We start from the raw sequence: 16370 nt of genomic DNA on the forward strand, positions 1-16370 counted from the left end.
GGGGTCAGCAGATGGCAGGGCACACAGCACGGATGGGGGCGGTGGGGCTGGCGGCAGCGGCGGCCCTGACCGCCGCTTCGCTCACGTCGCCCGCGGCGGCCGACGCCGGCGTGGGACATGCGCGGACTCAGGAAGCCCTGGACGCCGCGGTCAAGGACGGGGTGCCCGGGGCCACCGGGCAGGTCGACGACCGGTACTCGATCTGGACGGGCACTTCGGGCGTCGGCGACCTCAAGACGGGCGCGCCGCGCTCGGCGGTCGACCGCTACCGGATCGGCAGCATGACCAAGACCTTCGTCGCCACCGTGCTCCTCCAGCTGGAGGCGGAGGGCAGACTCGACCTCGACGACAAGGTCGACAAGTGGCTGCCCGGTGTGGTCGAGGGCAACGGTCATGACGGCCGCCGGATATCCGTGCGGCAGCTGCTCAACCACACCAGCGGAATCTTCAGTTACACCGGAGACCCGGATTTCCTGGAGCGGGGCTTCACCGAGAAGTTTCTGGAGCACCGCTACGACACCTACACCCCCGCCCGGTTGGTGGGAATCGCCATGCGCCACCAACCGCTCTTCGACCCGGGTACGGGCTGGAGCTACTCGAACACCAATTACACACTGGCCGGAATGATCGTCGAGAAGGTCTCGGGCCACCCGTACGAGGACGAGATCGGGCGGCGCATCGTCAAGCCACTTGGCCTGTACGCCACTTCCGTACCCCGCACCGCGTCGTCGATGCCGAAGCCGAGCTCCCGCGCGTACTCCAAGCTCTCCCTGGCACCGAAGCCGACGGACCCCACCCATGACGTCACCGAGCTCAACCCGTCGGCCGCGGGTTCGGCTGGTGCCATGGTCTCCGGTTCCGGTGACCTGAACCGCTTCTACTCGGCCCTGCTGGGCGGGAAGCTGCTGCCCGCGGAGCAGCTCAAGGAAATGAAGACCACCGTCCCGGTCAGCGGGGCCGGTCTGATCACGGGCTACGGTCTCGGGCTGATGAAGTTCGAGCCGTCCTGCGGTGGTTCGGTCTGGGGGCACGGCGGCAACATCCAGGGATCGGCGTCCCAGGCCGTGACCACACCGGACGGCAAGCACTCGCTCGCCCTCAACTTCAACGGCGACTGGGCGGGGAACAGCCAGGCGGTCATCGAGGCGGAGTACTGCCCGAGGTGAACGGCGCCGGGGTTGTTGGACGCCGGGACGATCCGCCACGGCTGCCGGCACACGACCTTGGGGCGGGTCTGCGGCGGCCCGTTCAGCTGTCTAGTGGTGAAAGGCAGTGGTCGCGTCGAGCGCGGCGCGCCCGGTCGTGACGCGGTTCACCGGTGCGGTCTCCTGGGCATGGCCGAAGGAGACACCCACGAGCAGTTTTCCTCCGGTGACGCCGAGTTCGGCCCGGATGGTGTCGGCGTAGAAGCTCAGCAGTCCCTGCGGGCAGCTGTCCACGCCGTACGCGGTCATCGCCAGGAGCAGTGTCTGCAGGTAGGCGCCGACGTCCGCCGCCAGTCGAGGACCACCGTCACCGGTGACGAACAGGAACGCGGCGTGGGGCGCGCCGTAGAAGCGCAGGCTCTCCGCGTCGTACGCAACACGTGCCGCGTGGTCGTCGGGGCCGATGCCCAGCGCTCCGTACAGCTCGGCACCGAACGCGGCCTGTCGGTCCTTGTGCACCGGTGCGTACATGTCCGCGGAGTACGGGAAGTCGACCGAGGTGCCCTGAGCGGCGTGGGCCGCCTGCAGGGAATCCGCCAGGCGCTCGCGCACCGCGCCGCTCACCACCTCCACCCGCCACGGCTGTGCGTTGGAGTTGGACGGCGCGGCGCCGGCCAGCGAGAAGATCGCGCGCAGGGTGTCCTCGGGCACCGGGTCCGGACGGAACGCGCGCGTCGCGTGACGGCCGCGTATCAGCTTCTCCGCACTGCCGCTCAACTCGGTGGAAACCGGCCGGCTCATGGGGCACCCCTCAATCGATTGATGTAATTGATGTAAACGCATGCGTTTACTTGCGGAGCTGACGCTAGCAGGTGGCCCTCACTTAAGTAAACGCGTGCGTATACTTCGGTCATGAGCGCGGCGACGACGACATCTCAACGGCGGGGACGCGGCGGACGGGAGCGGATCCTGGTCGCCGCCGCCCATCTGTTCGCGACCCAGGGGATCAACGCGACCGGCATGGAGCAGGTGGCCGAGGAAGCACCGGTGTCCAAGCGCACGCTCTACGCGCACTTTCGGACCAAGAGCGACCTGGTGGTCGCCCACCTCCAGGACCTGGTGACCTCGGGAGTCACGCTGGAGAGCGTGCTGACCCGCGAGGACATCCCGCCGCAGGAACGGATCCTCGGGCTCTTCGGCCCGCTCGCGACGGACGTGGCTCCGGTGCGCGGGTGCCCGTTCATCGATGCCGCGGCGGAGTTCCCCGACCCGGCGAGCGCGGTGCACTCCTACGCCCGAGAGCAGAAGCTTCGGATGGTGGGGCTGGTCACCGCCCTGGTGGCGGAACTGGGCTGCCGCGAACCCGCCGCGCTCGCCGAGCAATTGGTCACCCTCGCGGACGGCGCGGCCAGCCGAGCCATGGTCCTCGACGAAGCGGACTACGGTCGGCATGCGCGGGCAGCGGCAGAGGTCCTCCTTGAACGCGCCCTGCCCGGCACGAGTTGACGGGGAAGCCGCCTCAGTCGAACCGCAGGATGCGCGGGGCGAAGGTGCCTTCCGGACCGTTGGCGCGGCCGACCGACCACACCGTCTCGCTGCCCGGCACCGGCGTGAGCCGCAGGCTTGAGGAGTCGCCCTCCCCGGCCACCGCCGGTTCGCTGTACTCGGTGAACGACCGGCCGTCCCAGGCAAGGAAGTCCGGCCCGGGGACAAGCGGCGGAGAGCTGCCCGGCGGGCCCCACTTCTGCGAGCGGGTCACCGAGACCCAGCCCAGCCCGCCGGACGCGGCAGGCGCAAGTGAGCTGACCGATCCGAAGTCGGTGGGCATGGTCACGCGGTTCCACTGCTGCCCGTCGAACCGGACCAGCAGCGGCGGAATCGGCTTGCCCGGCGGGCCGCCGACGAACCCGGCCGTGCCACCCGCCCACACCTCCGTCGGCGAGACCGCCAGCACACTGCTCACGGCCGACCGCGGGAACCCGTCCACGACCGTCTGCTGCCATGCCTGCCCGTCCCAGTGCGACACGGCCGCACCCGAATCGGTGGCGCCCGCGGCCCAGACGTCGTCGGCCGCCAAGAGGTGCAGGCCGTGCACGTATCCCGGCGGTACGGGCACGTCCCGCCAGCCGCGCCCGTCCCAGCGCAGCAATGCCTGCGCGCCGTCCCGCGAACCGATCAGCCAGGTCTCACCGCCGCCCGCGACGACCTTGGTGAGCGCGACGCCGCGCGGCGGCCGGCTCTCGGACCAGGCGGTGCCGTCGTGGCGGAGCAGGCGGGCGGCGCCCGCCGAGTCGCGGCCGACCGCCCAGACCGCGGCCTGTGAGGTCGCGGCAATGGACAGCAGCTCTCCCTGCCAGCGGATCCCGGGCAGACTCTGGCGCTTCCACTCGCTTCCGTCCCACCGCAGCACCAGCGGGAAGCCCGGCGCCTCGCGGCCGACGGCGTCGGCGCCCACCGCCCATACCTGGCCGGGCCCGAACGCCACGGCCTCGTTCAGCCCGGCCTGTGGGCGGACCTGGGCCGGGACCGCAACGTGTTGCCAGGACCGGGTCTCCGCCGCGGCCGAGGCCAGGACGGTCACGACGGTCATGGCGACGGCCAGAGCCGCGACGAGAAGTCTGCGTGCCATGGTCAGCCTCCCAGCCGCTCGCTCATCAGGTTCGGCTTCGAGCCGTAGATCTCGACGGTGCCGAAGGACAGGAGTGATGACCCGGCCTTCGCCAGTACACGCGGCTTGACGTCGATCGCGTTCGTGCGCTCGGGGCCGTAGGAGAAGGTGGTGCGGGCGCCGTCCACCCGTGCGTACTTCGACTGGAACGCCCGGTCGCTGCGCACCGGCAGCCACAGGGCGCCGTCCGGACCGCGGACCACGGCCTCGGCGTAGGTGTCACCCAGCGGCGGGTAAGTGGTGCGCCAGGCATGTCCGTTGAAGGTCATCAGGTAGGTGCGGGCCACGCCGTCGGTGTACTGGCTGCCGCCGATCGTGACCCGGCCCGACGGTTCGAGCAGGATCGTGTGCACGTTGCTGTTGGGCGGCAGCGGCACCTTCGCGTCGCGCCATGCCGTGCCGTTCCAGCGCAGGACGCTGGTCCCGGTGCTGGTGTCCGCCCAGGCCCAGGCGTCGGTGGCCGTGCGCGCGTTGATCCCCATCAGGTACAGCACACCGTCCGGAACGGACTGCGTGGTCCAGCCGGACCCGTCGTAGTGCAGCACCTTCAGCCCGGTGTCGTCCTCGCCGACCACCCACGCGGCGCCCGGTACCGCGGTGAAGTCCTGGTAGGTCCACAGGGTCTGCGGCAGCGGGACGGCACTCCACCCTCCCGCCGACCGGCGCAGGATCTCGCCCGCGCCCTCGCGGTTGTGGAGGATCCACACCTCATCGCCGACGAACTGCACCTTGCCGAGCCAGCCCGGCTCACCGGCGCCGGGGAAGCCGGTGTCCCGGCTCCACGCCTTGCCGTCCCACCGGTACAGCATCGGCCGCAGCCCATCGGCGGCGTGCTCGTACCCGGTCGCCCATGCCTCGCCAGGCCCCCGGGCGGCGAGATCGGACACGGTCACCGGCGGGGCCGCGGCCGGCACCGGCAGCTCCGACCAGCTCGGCCGCGCGGCAGCGGTCGGCGTCACCGCCGCGGCCGGCGACATGGCTGCGGCGCACACGATCACGAGGCAGACAAGGACTGCTCGGAGACCGTTCACGAGACCCCCCAGGGCGCGAAGGTCGCAGAGCCTAGGGGCGTTCACCCACCCGTGAACAGACCGCATCCGGCCGACTGATCGCCGACGGAACAACCGCGTCCGCGGCTTCAGACCATTTCGGGTTGTGGCTCCGGTCGGAGAGCTGGTGCGGCCTTCGGCTCCCACAGCCTGGTCGTTCGTACGTAGCCGTAGATCACCGAAGTCATGGCCAGAACGAGCAGTGGTCCGGCCACCTCGGGATGCTTGGCCATGTCCACCGGCAGATAGCGGTACGACACCAGGAGCGCGGCGAAGACCGTCGTGCCGTAGAGGACCAGCTGGACGCCTTGCCGGTCCCAGCCGCGGTCGAGCGAGCGCAGACCCGCCTCGACCGTGAGCGCGAACACCACGCCGGCAATGAGGTCCACGCCGTAGTGGTAGCCGAATCCCAGCGTCGCCCCGAGGGTGGCCATCAGCCAGAACGTGCCCGCGTATCGCAGAAGTCGTGGGCCCTTGCGGGAGTGGATGAAGATGGCGGTGGCCCACGCCGTGTGCAGGCTGGGCACACAATTGCGGGGGGTGATCCCGTCGTAGGTCACCGGGTGCGGGATGTTGACCGGCGGCGGCGTGTGCGGCCACAGGTCGGCCACCGCCCATTGCACGCCGCCGGTGCCGGAGGTGCCCGGACCATAGGCGAAGATCGGCCCGACCACCGGGAAGATCATGTAGACGGCCGGTCCGACGAGGCCGATCACCAGGAAGGTGCGCACCAGGTGGTGGCGCGGAAAGCGGCGCTCCGCCGCCACGTTGCGCAGCTGGTACAGGGCGACGACGATCGCTGCCACCGCGAGCTGGGCGTAGACCAGGTCGAGGACATGCGTACTGACCGGTCCGCTGGCCTTGAGTATCCGGCCTGCCAGCCACGAGGGGTTGCCCAGCGCGTGATCGGCGGTGGCCACGTACTGGTCGAGCACGGACGGGCGGGTCTTCGAGGTGATGAGCAGCCAGGTGTCACCGGTCTTGCGGCCGGCCACGAGGAGCAGGCCGAGGCCAACACCCTTGAGGAGCAGGACGCGTTCCTGGCCGGTGCGGCGCGTGATCGCGATGACCCCACAGCCCAGCATCACCCACAACGCGCCATTGCCGAAGAAATGGCCGTCCGGCACCTCGGCGTCGACCGCCCACCGCACGAGGACGAAGACGGCGTCGATGCCGATCGCGGCTCCAGCGGCGATGAAGCGTTGCCGCCAGGTGAGCACCACCATCATCAGGGCCAGGCCGCCGTACAGCGGACCGGGTTTGGGGGCGAAGATCACCTCTCGCACCTGGTTGGTGATCGGCCCGGGTACGCCGCCGTAGCGACGCGCGGCGATCTCCAGCGCGACGAGGAATCCGAGGGCCACCACGCACGCCGTGGCCCACACGGCCGTCCGGGATGGGCGCCAGGGGGTGAAATTGATCTTGCGGCGTATTCGTGAAGAAGCCCGCGAAACTATGGGTAGCAATTATTTGACCGATTTATTCAGAAGACCTACGAATGGCGAGCTGCTGCCGCTGGGCGATCAGTCCTCGAAGTAGGCCTTGGCGACGGCGTAGGTGTCCTCGTAGAGGTGGTAGCGGGTGATCCGCCCGTCCCGGACCGTGGTGTGCAGGGCGAACGCGGTGTCGATGTCCCGGCCCGTCTTCTTCACCTCGGAGACCATGCGCCCGATGAGCACCACGTCGTCGCCCTCGGCGATGACCTGGTGCAGGTCGAACTCCTTGGCCTGCACATGGGTCCGCAGCAGCTCGAAGAACGTCCGCATGCCCTGCGCCGAGTCGACCTCCGGCACCCACGGAATGCCCGGCGGGTGCGGAATGGAGAACGACACCGAGTCGGCGAACAGCGCCGCCGCCTCCGCACTCCTGCCCTCGGCGAGCAGCGGGAACAGGCGCTGCACGGTCTGCGTCGGTGACTCTGCTGTCATGTCTGTCGACCTTACCGATCGGGCGGGCGGTCTCAGGGGGCGATGGGCAGTTGGCGCTTGTGCTCGGTGAGACGGTAACGGCCGGTGATCGTTTCGAAGGCCCGCTCGTCCACCGGCTTGCCCTCCAGGAAATCGTCGATGTCGTCGTAGGTGACCCCGAGCGCGTCCTCGTCGGCCTTGCCCGGGTCGAGGGTCTCCAGGTCGGCCGTCGGCGACTTCCACACCAGCTCGGCGGGCGCACCCAGCGTCTCCGCGACGGCGCGCACCCGGCGCTTGGTCAGGCCGGTCAGCGGGACCAGATCGGCGGCGCCGTCGCCGAACTTGGTGAAGAAGCCGGAGACCGCCTCCGCGGCATGGTCGGTGCCGACGACCAGGCCGCCGTGCGCACCTGCCACCGCGTACTGGGCGATCATGCGCTGGCGGGCCTTGATGTTGCCGTGCACGAAGTCCTGGTGGTGGGCGTCGCGGAAGCTCACGCCGGCGGCCAGCGATGCATCGAGCGCGGCGTCGCTCGCGGCCTTGATGTCCACGGTCAGCACGTGGTCGGCCTGGATGAAGGAGAGCGCGAGCTGCGCGTCGTGCTCGTCGGCCTGGGTTCCGTAGGGCAGCCGCATCGCGTAGAACCGCGCCTCGTGCCCGGCGGCGCGGGCCCGCTCGACGGCGAGCTGGCACAGCCGGCCCGCGGTGGTGGAGTCGACGCCGCCGCTGATGCCGAGCACGAGGGAGCGCAGACCGGTCGAGGTCAGCCGCTCGGCGAGGAAGGTGACCCGGCGCTCGATCTCCCGCTCGGCCTCGAAGGTCTCGGCGACCTGAAGTTCCTTGGCGATCTCCTGCTGCAGGGCGATGGACGCCGACTCGCTCACGTCTGCTCCTTGTTCCGGTTCACTGTGTGCTCTCGCGGAACCCTAGCCTGGGGCGCCGCCGCGGGCGCCGTCGGCCGTGTCCGGGGGCCGGCCGGGAGCCTCAGGACACCCCCGGGCCGTAGCGTGCGGCGATGTCCTCGGAGCCGGCCCACCGGCTGTAGGTGGGGGACTTCGGCCAGTTCTCGGGAGAGTCCTGCCACTCCTCTTGCCGCCCGTACGGCAACAGGTCGATCAGCGCGAAGGTGTGACTGAGCTGTTCGGTTCCCCGGCCGCTGGTGTGCCAGGTGCGGTAGACGGTGTCGCCGTCACGCAGGAAGACGTTGACCGCGAACCCGCCGCCGGGCGGTGCGCCGACGTCGGTGCCGAAGGGGCTGTTCGCGGTGGAGTACCAGGCCATCTTGTTCCCGACCTGCCGTTTGTACGCCAGGGCCTCGTCGATCGGCCCCTGGGTGACGATGACGAACCTCGCGTCGTAGTCATCCAGGAACTCCAGCCGGGTGAACTGCGACGTGAAGCCCGTGCAGCCCGGGCACTGCCACTTCTCGCCGGGGAACCACATGTGGTTGTAGACGATCAGCTGCGGCTCGCCTTCGAAGATGTCGGCAAGCCGGGCCGGTCCTTCCTCGCCCTCAAGGGTGTAGTCGGGCATCTCGACCATCGGCATCCGCCGACGCCGAGCGGCGATCGCGTCGAGTTCCCGGGTCGCGGCTTTCTCCCTGAGACGCAGGTCGTCGAGTTGGCTCTGCCAGGTCTCGGCGTCGACGACGGGCGGCAGTGCTTTTGCGGTCATGAGTGCCTCCGGCTCGCGGTGTGTACGTACAGCACGGTGTGTACGTACAGCACGGTGTGTACGTACAGAGACCGTCCGCGTTCGCCGAACTCATCGCTCTCCTGCCTGTTCAGGGCAGGATCTCGACGTACCCCTCGGTTCCGTGCACGCGGATCCGCTGCCCGTCCCGGATCAGCCGGGTGGCCTGCTCCACGCCCACGACCGCCGGCAGGCCGTACTCCCGGGCGATCACTGCGCCATGGGTCATCAGGCCGCCCACCTCCGTCACCAGGCCCGCGATCCCGACGAACAGCGGTGACCAGCTGGGATCCGTGAAGGTCGTGACCAGGATGTCGCCCGCTTCGAGATCGGCCTCCGCCATGTCAAGGATGACGCGGGCCCTTCCCTCGATGGTCCCGGCGGAGACCGGGAGGCCGATCAGGGCGCCGGCCGGTGCGTCGTCACGCCGGTAGGACCCGGTGACGGCCTCGCCGTCCGATGTGAGCACGCGCGGCGGGGTGAGCGCGTGGTACGACCGGAACGCTTCCTTGCGCCGCTGGATGAGCTGTTCGTCCACCCGGTGCGAGCGCACGACGTCGTGGAGTTCCTGGAAGGTGAGGTAGAAGATGTCCTCCCGCTCGGGAAGCACGTCGGCCTGCACGAGTCGCCCCGCTTCCTCCAGCAGGGCCTGCTTGTAGATGAAGGAGCGGCTGACGATGCCGTACTTCGGGTACTCCCGGTATCCGATGAAGGCCCTGACCTGGTCGATCATCCGCTGGGTCTCGTCCGCCTTCCGCTCCCCGTCCGGCAGGTCCCGCAAGCGGGACACCACCTCCTGCTCCTTCTTCCGCGCCTTCTGCCGCCCTTGCTCGAAGCGCCGCTCGGCGGCGCCCGGTTCGAAGTTCCTGACGTTGTCGAGGATCACGGGCACGAGGGTGGCGGGACGCTCGCGCCACCGTGGCCTCGTGATGTCGATCTCGCCGGCGCAGCGCATGCCGTACCGGTCGAGATAGGCCTCGATGGCGTCGCGTGCTTCGGCCCCGCCCGTGACCTTCGCCAGCTCGTCAAGGAAGTCCTCGTCCTCGACGCCCTCCAGGAACGCCACCACCTCCGGCCGCGGGCGGATCACGTCCGCGACGTCGAGCAGCGCGAGGCCCATCTCCGATGTGACGTTGTCGGGGGCGGACAGCGTGAGCGTGTCAGCCGCGTTCTTCTCGCCCAGCCACTCCTGCAGCTTGTCGTTGAGCCACCAGGTGGCCTCCATCCCGGCCATGATCGCCTGAAGGTTCAGCGGATCACTGAGGACTTGCTTGTGCTCCTTGAAGGCCTCCAGGAGAAAGTCGAACAGCGCCGGCCCGGTCTTCGTACGGATGTCGCGATCCAGGGCGGCGACGGATGCCTGGCTGCGCTCGATCAGCTCGGTGATGATGGCCGGATCGGCCGCGGTGGGGGCGGGCGCTCCGCCGGGCGGTGGCCCGCCGGGACTCGCGTCGGGGGCGCTGGGGAGCAGCGGGATGAAATCGTTGCGGTCAAGGATGGTCTCCAGAGCGTCCCTGATCAGCGGATCGCCCTTCCCCATGACCTCCAGGAGGCCGTCGCGGCTCGCGGGGGAGGCCAGGCGCCCGGTGACGTCGACGAACAGCCTCCCGGCGGCCGCGTGCATCTCAACCATGGCGGTCAGCTGCCACATGGAGAGCCCCAGGGGCTTCATCGGGTCGGTCATCATCTGCTGATGGCCGACGGAGACGTAGACGTGATTCTCCTGGTCGCCGGTCTCGGGGACGGGGAACAGCGTCGTGATCGGCCGGCTCTGAACGATCTGGAAGCCGTCGTCGACCAGGCACCATTCGATGTCCTGCGGGCGGCCGAAGTGCGCTTCGATCCGACGCCCGAGCTGCACGAGCCGCACGACCTGCGCATCCGTCAGCGCGGGCTGCTCCTGCCGCTGCGGGTCGATCACCACTTCCCGCGTACCACCGGTCGGCAGGGCGTGAACGGCCCGCTCTTTGGCGGCGATCGTCTTGGCGACGACTTCGCCGTCCCGCACCTTGAAGACGTCCGGGTTCACCAGGCCGGAGACCAGGGCCTCGCCGAGGCCGAAGCCCGCGTCCACGGTGGCGACCTTCCGGTTGCCCGTGACGGGGTCGGCCGTGAACAGGATGCCGGACGCCTGCGGGAAGACCATCTGCTGCACGACCACGGCCATGTGGACCGCACGGTGGTCGATGCCGTTCCGCCGGCGGTAGGTCACGGCCCGCTCGGTGAACAGCGAGGCCCAGCACCGGCTGACGTGCCGGAGGATCGCCGTCGGACCCACGACGTTCAGGTACGTGTCCTGCTGGCCGGCGAAGGAGGCCGTCGGCAGGTCCTCCGCCGTCGCGCTGGAACGGACGGCGTAGGCGGCCTGCTCGCCGGACCGGGCGAGCGCACGGGTGATCGCCTCCGCGAGATCGTCCGGGAGGGCGATCCCTTCGACGGTCCGGCGGATCTCCGCGCTGAGCGTGCGGACCGCGTCGCGGTCGTCCGGATCCAGGCGCGAAAGGCGATCGAGCTGATCGTCCATCGACGGCGCTGCCGCCAGGGTCCGCCGGAAGGCGTCGGTCGTCACGCAGAAGCCGGCCGGCACGCGGATGCCTTCGATCCTCGACAGCGCGCCCAGATGCGCGCCTTTGCCGCCGACGACGGCGAGCTGCGTCTCGTTGGCCTCTTGAAGATCCACCACGTAACGCTCGATCACTGCGACACCTCCGGGGCAGCCGTGCTCCGTTGCACTGGTCGGGCTGATCGAATCACAGACGCCCTCGTCTCCGCCGCCCCCGGTCGCCCGCCAGGGGCGGTGCTAGCGGTTACGGGGCGAGTGCGGCTTACGGGGTGAGGGCGGCGGCGAGTTGTGTCCGGGAGCGGATGCCCAGCTTGCGGTAGATGCGGCTCAGCACCGTTTCCACGGTCTTGACCGAGATGAACATCTGCTGGGCCGCTTCCTGGTTGGTCGCGCCGGTGCGCACGAGTTCGGCCAGGCGTACCTCGTGTTCGGTCAGGCGGCGGCCCTTCGGCCCCGCTGAGCCGCCGGGCGCGGAGGCCTGGCCCGTCAGGTGGGCCAGATGATCGTTCGCGAGCGCTGTCCAGGGCCGCGCCTCGGCGTCCTCGAAGAGCGTGCGGGCTCCCTCCCACGCGGTGCGCGCGGCGGCGGCGCGCCGGCGCCGGCGCTCGACACGGCCGCGCAGCAGCTGGGTGCGGCCCTCCTCGACCGGCAGACCGAGCCCGGCGAAGACGCATGCTGTGTCCGCCAGGAGCTCCGCGGCCTCTTCGCCGGCGCCTTCGAGGTAGCGGCAGAGCGCGCGGGCCCGGGTGAGCGTGGCACGCAGAGCGGCGTGCGCGGGGTGCGGGCCCACCCGCTCCTGCATCCGCTCCAGCAGGCCGCGCGCCTCGTCCATGCGCCCGCAGAGCGCGAACGCCTCCACCGCGTCGCCCTGCCACCGCAGTACGCCCGGATCGGCCGCCCCGGAGCGGGACTCGAGCTCCGCGACCTCCGCCAGCGTCGCGGCGGCCCTGTCGACCCGGCCGGTGTGCAGGAGCGCGGCGCCCAGGGCCCACAGGCCGCGTGTCGTGTGGAGCGCGTCCTGCTCCTCACGGGAGGCACGCACACCGTGGGCGGCGTGGCGAAGCGCGTGGGCGAAACTGCCGCCGCAGGTCTCGGCCGTGGCGGCCGTGTACCAGGCGGGGCCGGGTGACAGACCGGCGGCCGCGGTGAGGTCGACGGCGCGGGCCGACCAGTGCAGGGCCTGGCCGCACGCACCGCGTCCCGCGTCGACCTCGGCGAGGCTGCGCCACAGGTCCACCAGGTCCTCGGGCTCCCCGGACTCCTGGGCCGCGGGCAGCAGTTGGAGCAGGAGAGCGCGGGCCTCGGGAAGACGGGCGTCGAACACCGCGTGGCGGGCGGCGAGGTACTGCGGGCTGTTGCGGATCCCCAGCCGTGTCGGCGGCACGGCAAGCGAGAGGGCGCGGTCCAGGGTGGCCGCGGCGGTGTCGAGACGGCCCAGGACGCGCTGCATACGGGCGGTCATCGTCAGCGCGGCTGCCTCCAGGGGCACGGCGTGAGCTGCTTCGGCCAGGGTGGTGGCGGCCTGGGCGTGGTGCAGGGCACGGGCGAAGTCCTCGCCGGAGATGTTCGCCTGCACCGCGGTGCGCAGCTCGACCGCGGCGAGCAGCGCGGGGTCCTCGGCGGCGGTCCTGCGCGCGGTGGCGAGCAACGGCCGTGTACCGGCGGTGTCCTGGCCGTGCGCGTCGACGACGGCCAGCAGGGCGTGGACCTGCTGTGCGGGAGTGCCGTGCTCGGCCACGATCAGGTCCGCCGCCAGTCGGGTCAAGGCGGCCGAGCCGGCGGCCGCTGCTTCCTGCGCCGCCTCGGCGAGCCGTTCAAGCCGCAGGCGGGACCGGTCGGCGGGGGTGAGGCGGGCCGCGAGGAACAACAACTCGGCCGCGCGCAGACGTTCGCCCGCCGCGCGGGCCGCGTCCGCCGCGTGCGCGGTGTCACCGGCGACGGCCAGGTCCGGGGATTCCTGGGCCAGCGCGGTGTGCAGGGCCGGTGCGACGGGGCCGTGGGAGCAGGCGGCCAGGGCATGGTGGATCGCGGTGCGCCGCTCCCCGGTGACCGTGGCGGCCGCGGCGTCGGCCAGGGCCGTCGCGGCGAACTGGTGCGTGAGGGCCACACCGGCCGGGACGGATTCCGTGGCGCCGTCCGCGGTGACGAGCCCGGCGTCGATGGCATGGGCGAGATGGTCTTCGGCGTGGCAGCACCCACTGTTCCGCAGCAGGTCCGCGTCGCACCTGCCCGCGAGCGCCGCGACCTGGAGCGTGGCGCGGACATCGGCAGGGACGGAGGCGAGCCACGTGGCGGCGAGGTCGCGCACCTGCCGCGGCGGTTCGGGCGGCCCGGCGCAGCTGTCCGCGTCGCCCGGCCGCGCGTCGCCGGACCGCACGGCGGCGGGGTGGAACCGTACCCAGGCGTCGAGCAGTCCCCGGTGGCCCCCGCAGTAGCGGTGAACGGGCGCCGCCCAGCGCGCGGGCAGCCCGAGGCGCGCGCAGGCGGCAGCCGTCTCGGTGAGATCGGCGGGGGGTACGGGCAGCACCACCGGGTGTCCGCCGAGCAGCGCGGCCGCGGCTGCGGGGTGGCCACTGGTGCGCTCGGTCGCCACGGCGGTCAGCTGTGCGGGGGCGAAGGTGCGGACGGCGTAGCCGATGAGGTCCGCGCTCGCGGGGTCAAGCCACTGCGCACCGTCGATCAGGAGCAGGACCGGAGGGCCTTCGGCGAGCAGCCGTGTCAGGGCCACGCGCAGCCTCAGCGGGTCTTCGTCGGCGCCCGAGAGCCAGGCGGGGTTCCACGTGCTGTCCCGGTCAACGGCCCCTGCTTCTAGGGCTGATGGCGCCGTCGCGGTCTGCGCGAGTGCCGCGGCGCGGGGGAGCGGTACGGCCGCGGCGGACTCCGAGGGCAAGGGAGGGACTCCGGTCGCGCCTGTGCGGTCAGCGCCGCGCCCAGGGCCCTGCGGGTCACGACGCGCCGCGTCGGCACCCTGCGTCCGGGCCGCACCGAGCAGTTGGACCAGCGCGCCGTAGCGGACCCCGGCCTCGCTTTCCTGCGTACACACCCGCAGGCAGCGCCGCGCCACCCCGGTGTCCTGCACGGTTGACGACTGCTCGGCCAGCGCGTCCAGCAGGGTGGTCTTGCCCGCGCCCCACGGACCGCCGACCGCCAACCGCCCGTGGCGCTCCAGCAGCGCGGCGGCGTCGCGGACCACGGCGGCCCAGCCGTCCTTCGCCGCCCACGCCTCGCCGTCCACGCCCGTACGTCCTCGCACACCGGGCACCGTAGGCGCCCGCCTGCCCTCCCACAACGCCTGCGCACGGTCCGCCTGCCGGACGAGGGACATCCCTGACACGCCTGTCCTTCCGGTGAGGGCGGCCGTACCCGAGGTCCCGGTCCGTCCGGTTTCCGGGACGTACGCGACAGGGGGCTTCCCGGATACCGCCGACGCCCCGGCACCAGGACGCTGTGGCCGTCCCGGGCGGTCCGCCCACCGGCCCGCCCACCCTCACCCCGGACGCACCACAGCGCTGCTGATGCCTCGTCACCGGCGACGCCTCCCGGAAAGGAACAACCCCCATGCGACCCCTGTCCCAACGGCCGCTCCTGGCCGGCCTCGTGGCTGCAGCGGCCCTCGCAGGCCTTGCCGCCCTGCCCGCCCATGCGGATACCCCCGCTGCCCCTTCCCCCGGAACGACGGCCGAGCCGCGCCTGCCGGACGAGCTCCGCGCCGCCCTGGCGCGAGACCTCGGAGTGAGCCCCGCGGAAGTGACTGAGCGGCTGGCCGACGAATCCCGTGCCCAGCGCGCGGCGACCGTGATCCGCGCCGAGGTCGGCGACCGGGCCACCGCCCTCTGGTTCGACGCGGCCGACGGGCGTCTCCACGCCGCCGTCACCACACCCCGGGCGACCGAGGCCGCGCGGGCCGCCGGAGCGGTGCCGCACCAAGCACGCCGTACACAGGCCGAGTTGGAGGCGGCGGCGCAGGCCGTCGGCGCGTGGAGCCGGGGGGTGCCTGGCGTGCGCTCGTGGGGCCCTGACGCCCGCGCGGGACGGGTCGACGTGGTCGTCGACCCCGCCGCGTCGACCGCGGCGACCAAGGCCCTGCGGACCAGGCTCGCCTCGCTCGGCGGTCTCATACGGGTGGTCGAGTCCCGCGACGTGCCCCGCCAGCAGGGCGGCGATGTGGTGGGCGGTGAGAAGTGGACGCCCGGCAGCGAGTCGCCCTGCTCGATCGGCTTTCCCGTGACGCGGACGAGTGGCGCCGGCAAGGCGTTCCTCACCGCCGGGCACTGCACGAACGACGTCAGCCAGCCCGCGTACGGCAAGGACGGCACGCGCGTCGGCACGTCGAACAGGAACGGCACCGGGTCGGTCAACGCCCGCGAGGGCGACATGGGCATCGTCGATGTCGACCAGGCGGGCTGGTCGCTCGCGCCCAAGGTGGCGGGCTGGGGCGCGGGCGACGTCGCCGTGACGGGCTCCGCCGAAGCGGTCGTGGGCACGGCTGTGTGCCACTCGGGTCAGACGACCGGATACCGATGCGGTGAGGTCACCAAGGTCGACCAGAGTGTCGACTACGGCAACGTGGTGATCGACGGGCTCTCCTACTCCAGCGCATGCTCAGCAGGGGGTGACTCGGGCGGTAGCTACGTCACGCCGGCCGGGGGCCGGGCCGTGGGTCTGCACTCGGGCGGCGGCAGCGCGACGTGCAGCGGCGGAAGCGGTGAGAAGTACACCATCTTCCAGCCGGTCAACGAAGCTCTCGCCAAGTTCGGGGCCCAGCTGGCGACTTCGAACCCTCAGCCCGGCGAGGTGACGGTGTCGGCGGTGTCCGCGCAGACCACCGCCACCGGCGGCCGGGTGGAGCTGCCCAACCGTGCGGAGGGTGGCACGGCCCCCTACACATGGACCGCGACAGGCCTGCCCGCAGGACTGTCCGTCGACGCGTCCACCGGCACCGTCTCGGGCAGCCCGACGGCCGCCGGCACGCACCAGGTGACGCTGACCGCGACGGACGCGGTCGGCAAGAAGGGGTCCACATCCTTCACGTGGACCGTGACGGCCCCCGGCTCAGGCGCACCGAAGCTTGCCGATCCCGGCAGCCAGAACGGCTACGTGGGTCGCCTGGTGAGCGTGCCGCTGAAGGCGACCGGCGGCACGGCCCCTTACACCTTCACCGCGACAAATCTGCCCGCAGGGCTGGCTGTTCACCCGACCACGGGCCTGATCTCGGGTACCCCGACGAGCTGGGGATTCCGCAATGCGACGATGACAGTCACCGACGCGACGGGCAAGAAGGCCTCCGTCGCCGTCACCTTCACGATCTGGTCCTGACCGGATGAACCGCTGCCCCCGGGCCACGCT

12 protein-coding genes are annotated in these 16370 nt (G+C 71.5%); 3 read left to right on the plus strand and 9 right to left on the minus strand.

Annotated elements, in window-relative coordinates; all coding sequences use genetic code 11:
- Nucleotides 1-11 precede the first annotated feature (11 nt).
- Complete coding sequence (locus tag AC07AG_RS04350) at nucleotides 12-1166, plus strand: serine hydrolase domain-containing protein (protein WP_478751678.1); 1155 nt, start codon at nucleotides 12-14, stop codon at nucleotides 1164-1166.
- 90 nt (nucleotides 1167-1256) lie between these two features.
- Here the strand turns inward: AC07AG_RS04350 and AC07AG_RS04355 are convergent, their stop codons facing one another.
- Nucleotides 1257-1946 (minus strand): nitroreductase, encoded by a 690-nt coding sequence (locus AC07AG_RS04355; protein WP_478751680.1) that lies wholly within the window; start codon nucleotides 1944-1946, stop codon nucleotides 1257-1259.
- 111 nt (nucleotides 1947-2057) lie between these two features.
- On the opposite strand from AC07AG_RS04355, the gene AC07AG_RS04360 reads away from it, so the two are divergent.
- The gene (locus tag AC07AG_RS04360; RefSeq protein ID WP_478751682.1) at nucleotides 2058-2651 is read left to right on the plus strand and encodes a TetR/AcrR family transcriptional regulator; all 594 of its coding nucleotides are present in this window, start codon (nucleotides 2058-2060) and stop codon (nucleotides 2649-2651) included.
- Nucleotides 2652-2664: 13 nt separating this feature from the next.
- On the opposite strand, the gene AC07AG_RS04365 is transcribed toward AC07AG_RS04360, so the two are convergent.
- From AC07AG_RS04365 to AC07AG_RS04400, 8 genes are all read right to left on the minus strand, one after another.
- A complete protein-coding gene (locus AC07AG_RS04365) occupies nucleotides 2665-3774 on the minus strand; it encodes a beta propeller repeat protein (RefSeq protein ID WP_478751684.1) in 1110 nt (369 codons plus the stop codon).
- 2 nt (nucleotides 3775-3776) lie between these two features.
- Nucleotides 3777-4844 carry a hypothetical protein gene (locus AC07AG_RS04370; protein ID WP_478751686.1) on the minus strand — a complete coding sequence of 356 codons (1068 nt, stop codon included), beginning with the start codon at nucleotides 4842-4844 and terminating at the stop codon, nucleotides 3777-3779.
- Between the two features lie 107 nt (nucleotides 4845-4951).
- Complete coding sequence (locus AC07AG_RS04375; protein WP_478752228.1) at nucleotides 4952-6229, minus strand: phosphatase PAP2 family protein; 1278 nt, start codon at nucleotides 6227-6229, stop codon at nucleotides 4952-4954.
- A gap of 156 nt (nucleotides 6230-6385) precedes the next feature.
- Complete coding sequence (locus AC07AG_RS04380) at nucleotides 6386-6790, minus strand: nuclear transport factor 2 family protein (RefSeq protein ID WP_478751688.1); 405 nt, start codon at nucleotides 6788-6790, stop codon at nucleotides 6386-6388.
- Between the two features lie 32 nt (nucleotides 6791-6822).
- The gene (gene nadE, locus AC07AG_RS04385; RefSeq protein ID WP_478751689.1) at nucleotides 6823-7653 is read right to left on the minus strand and encodes an ammonia-dependent NAD(+) synthetase; all 831 of its coding nucleotides are present in this window, start codon (nucleotides 7651-7653) and stop codon (nucleotides 6823-6825) included.
- A gap of 100 nt (nucleotides 7654-7753) precedes the next feature.
- A complete protein-coding gene (locus AC07AG_RS04390) occupies nucleotides 7754-8443 on the minus strand; it encodes a DUF899 domain-containing protein (RefSeq protein ID WP_478751691.1) in 690 nt (229 codons plus the stop codon).
- Between the two features lie 109 nt (nucleotides 8444-8552).
- Complete coding sequence (rph, locus tag AC07AG_RS04395; RefSeq protein ID WP_478751693.1) at nucleotides 8553-11159, minus strand: rifamycin-inactivating phosphotransferase; 2607 nt, start codon at nucleotides 11157-11159, stop codon at nucleotides 8553-8555.
- 127 nt (nucleotides 11160-11286) lie between these two features.
- The gene (locus AC07AG_RS04400) at nucleotides 11287-14277 is read right to left on the minus strand and encodes a helix-turn-helix transcriptional regulator (RefSeq protein ID WP_478751695.1); all 2991 of its coding nucleotides are present in this window, start codon (nucleotides 14275-14277) and stop codon (nucleotides 11287-11289) included.
- 305 nt (nucleotides 14278-14582) lie between these two features.
- On the opposite strand from AC07AG_RS04400, the gene AC07AG_RS04405 reads away from it, so the two are divergent.
- Nucleotides 14583-16340, plus strand: a complete 1758-nt coding sequence (locus tag AC07AG_RS04405) for a putative Ig domain-containing protein (RefSeq protein WP_478751697.1) — start codon at nucleotides 14583-14585, stop codon at nucleotides 16338-16340.
- Nucleotides 16341-16370: the final 30 nt, after the last annotated feature.

The organism is Streptomyces sp. NPDC044044 (assembly GCF_056434405.1).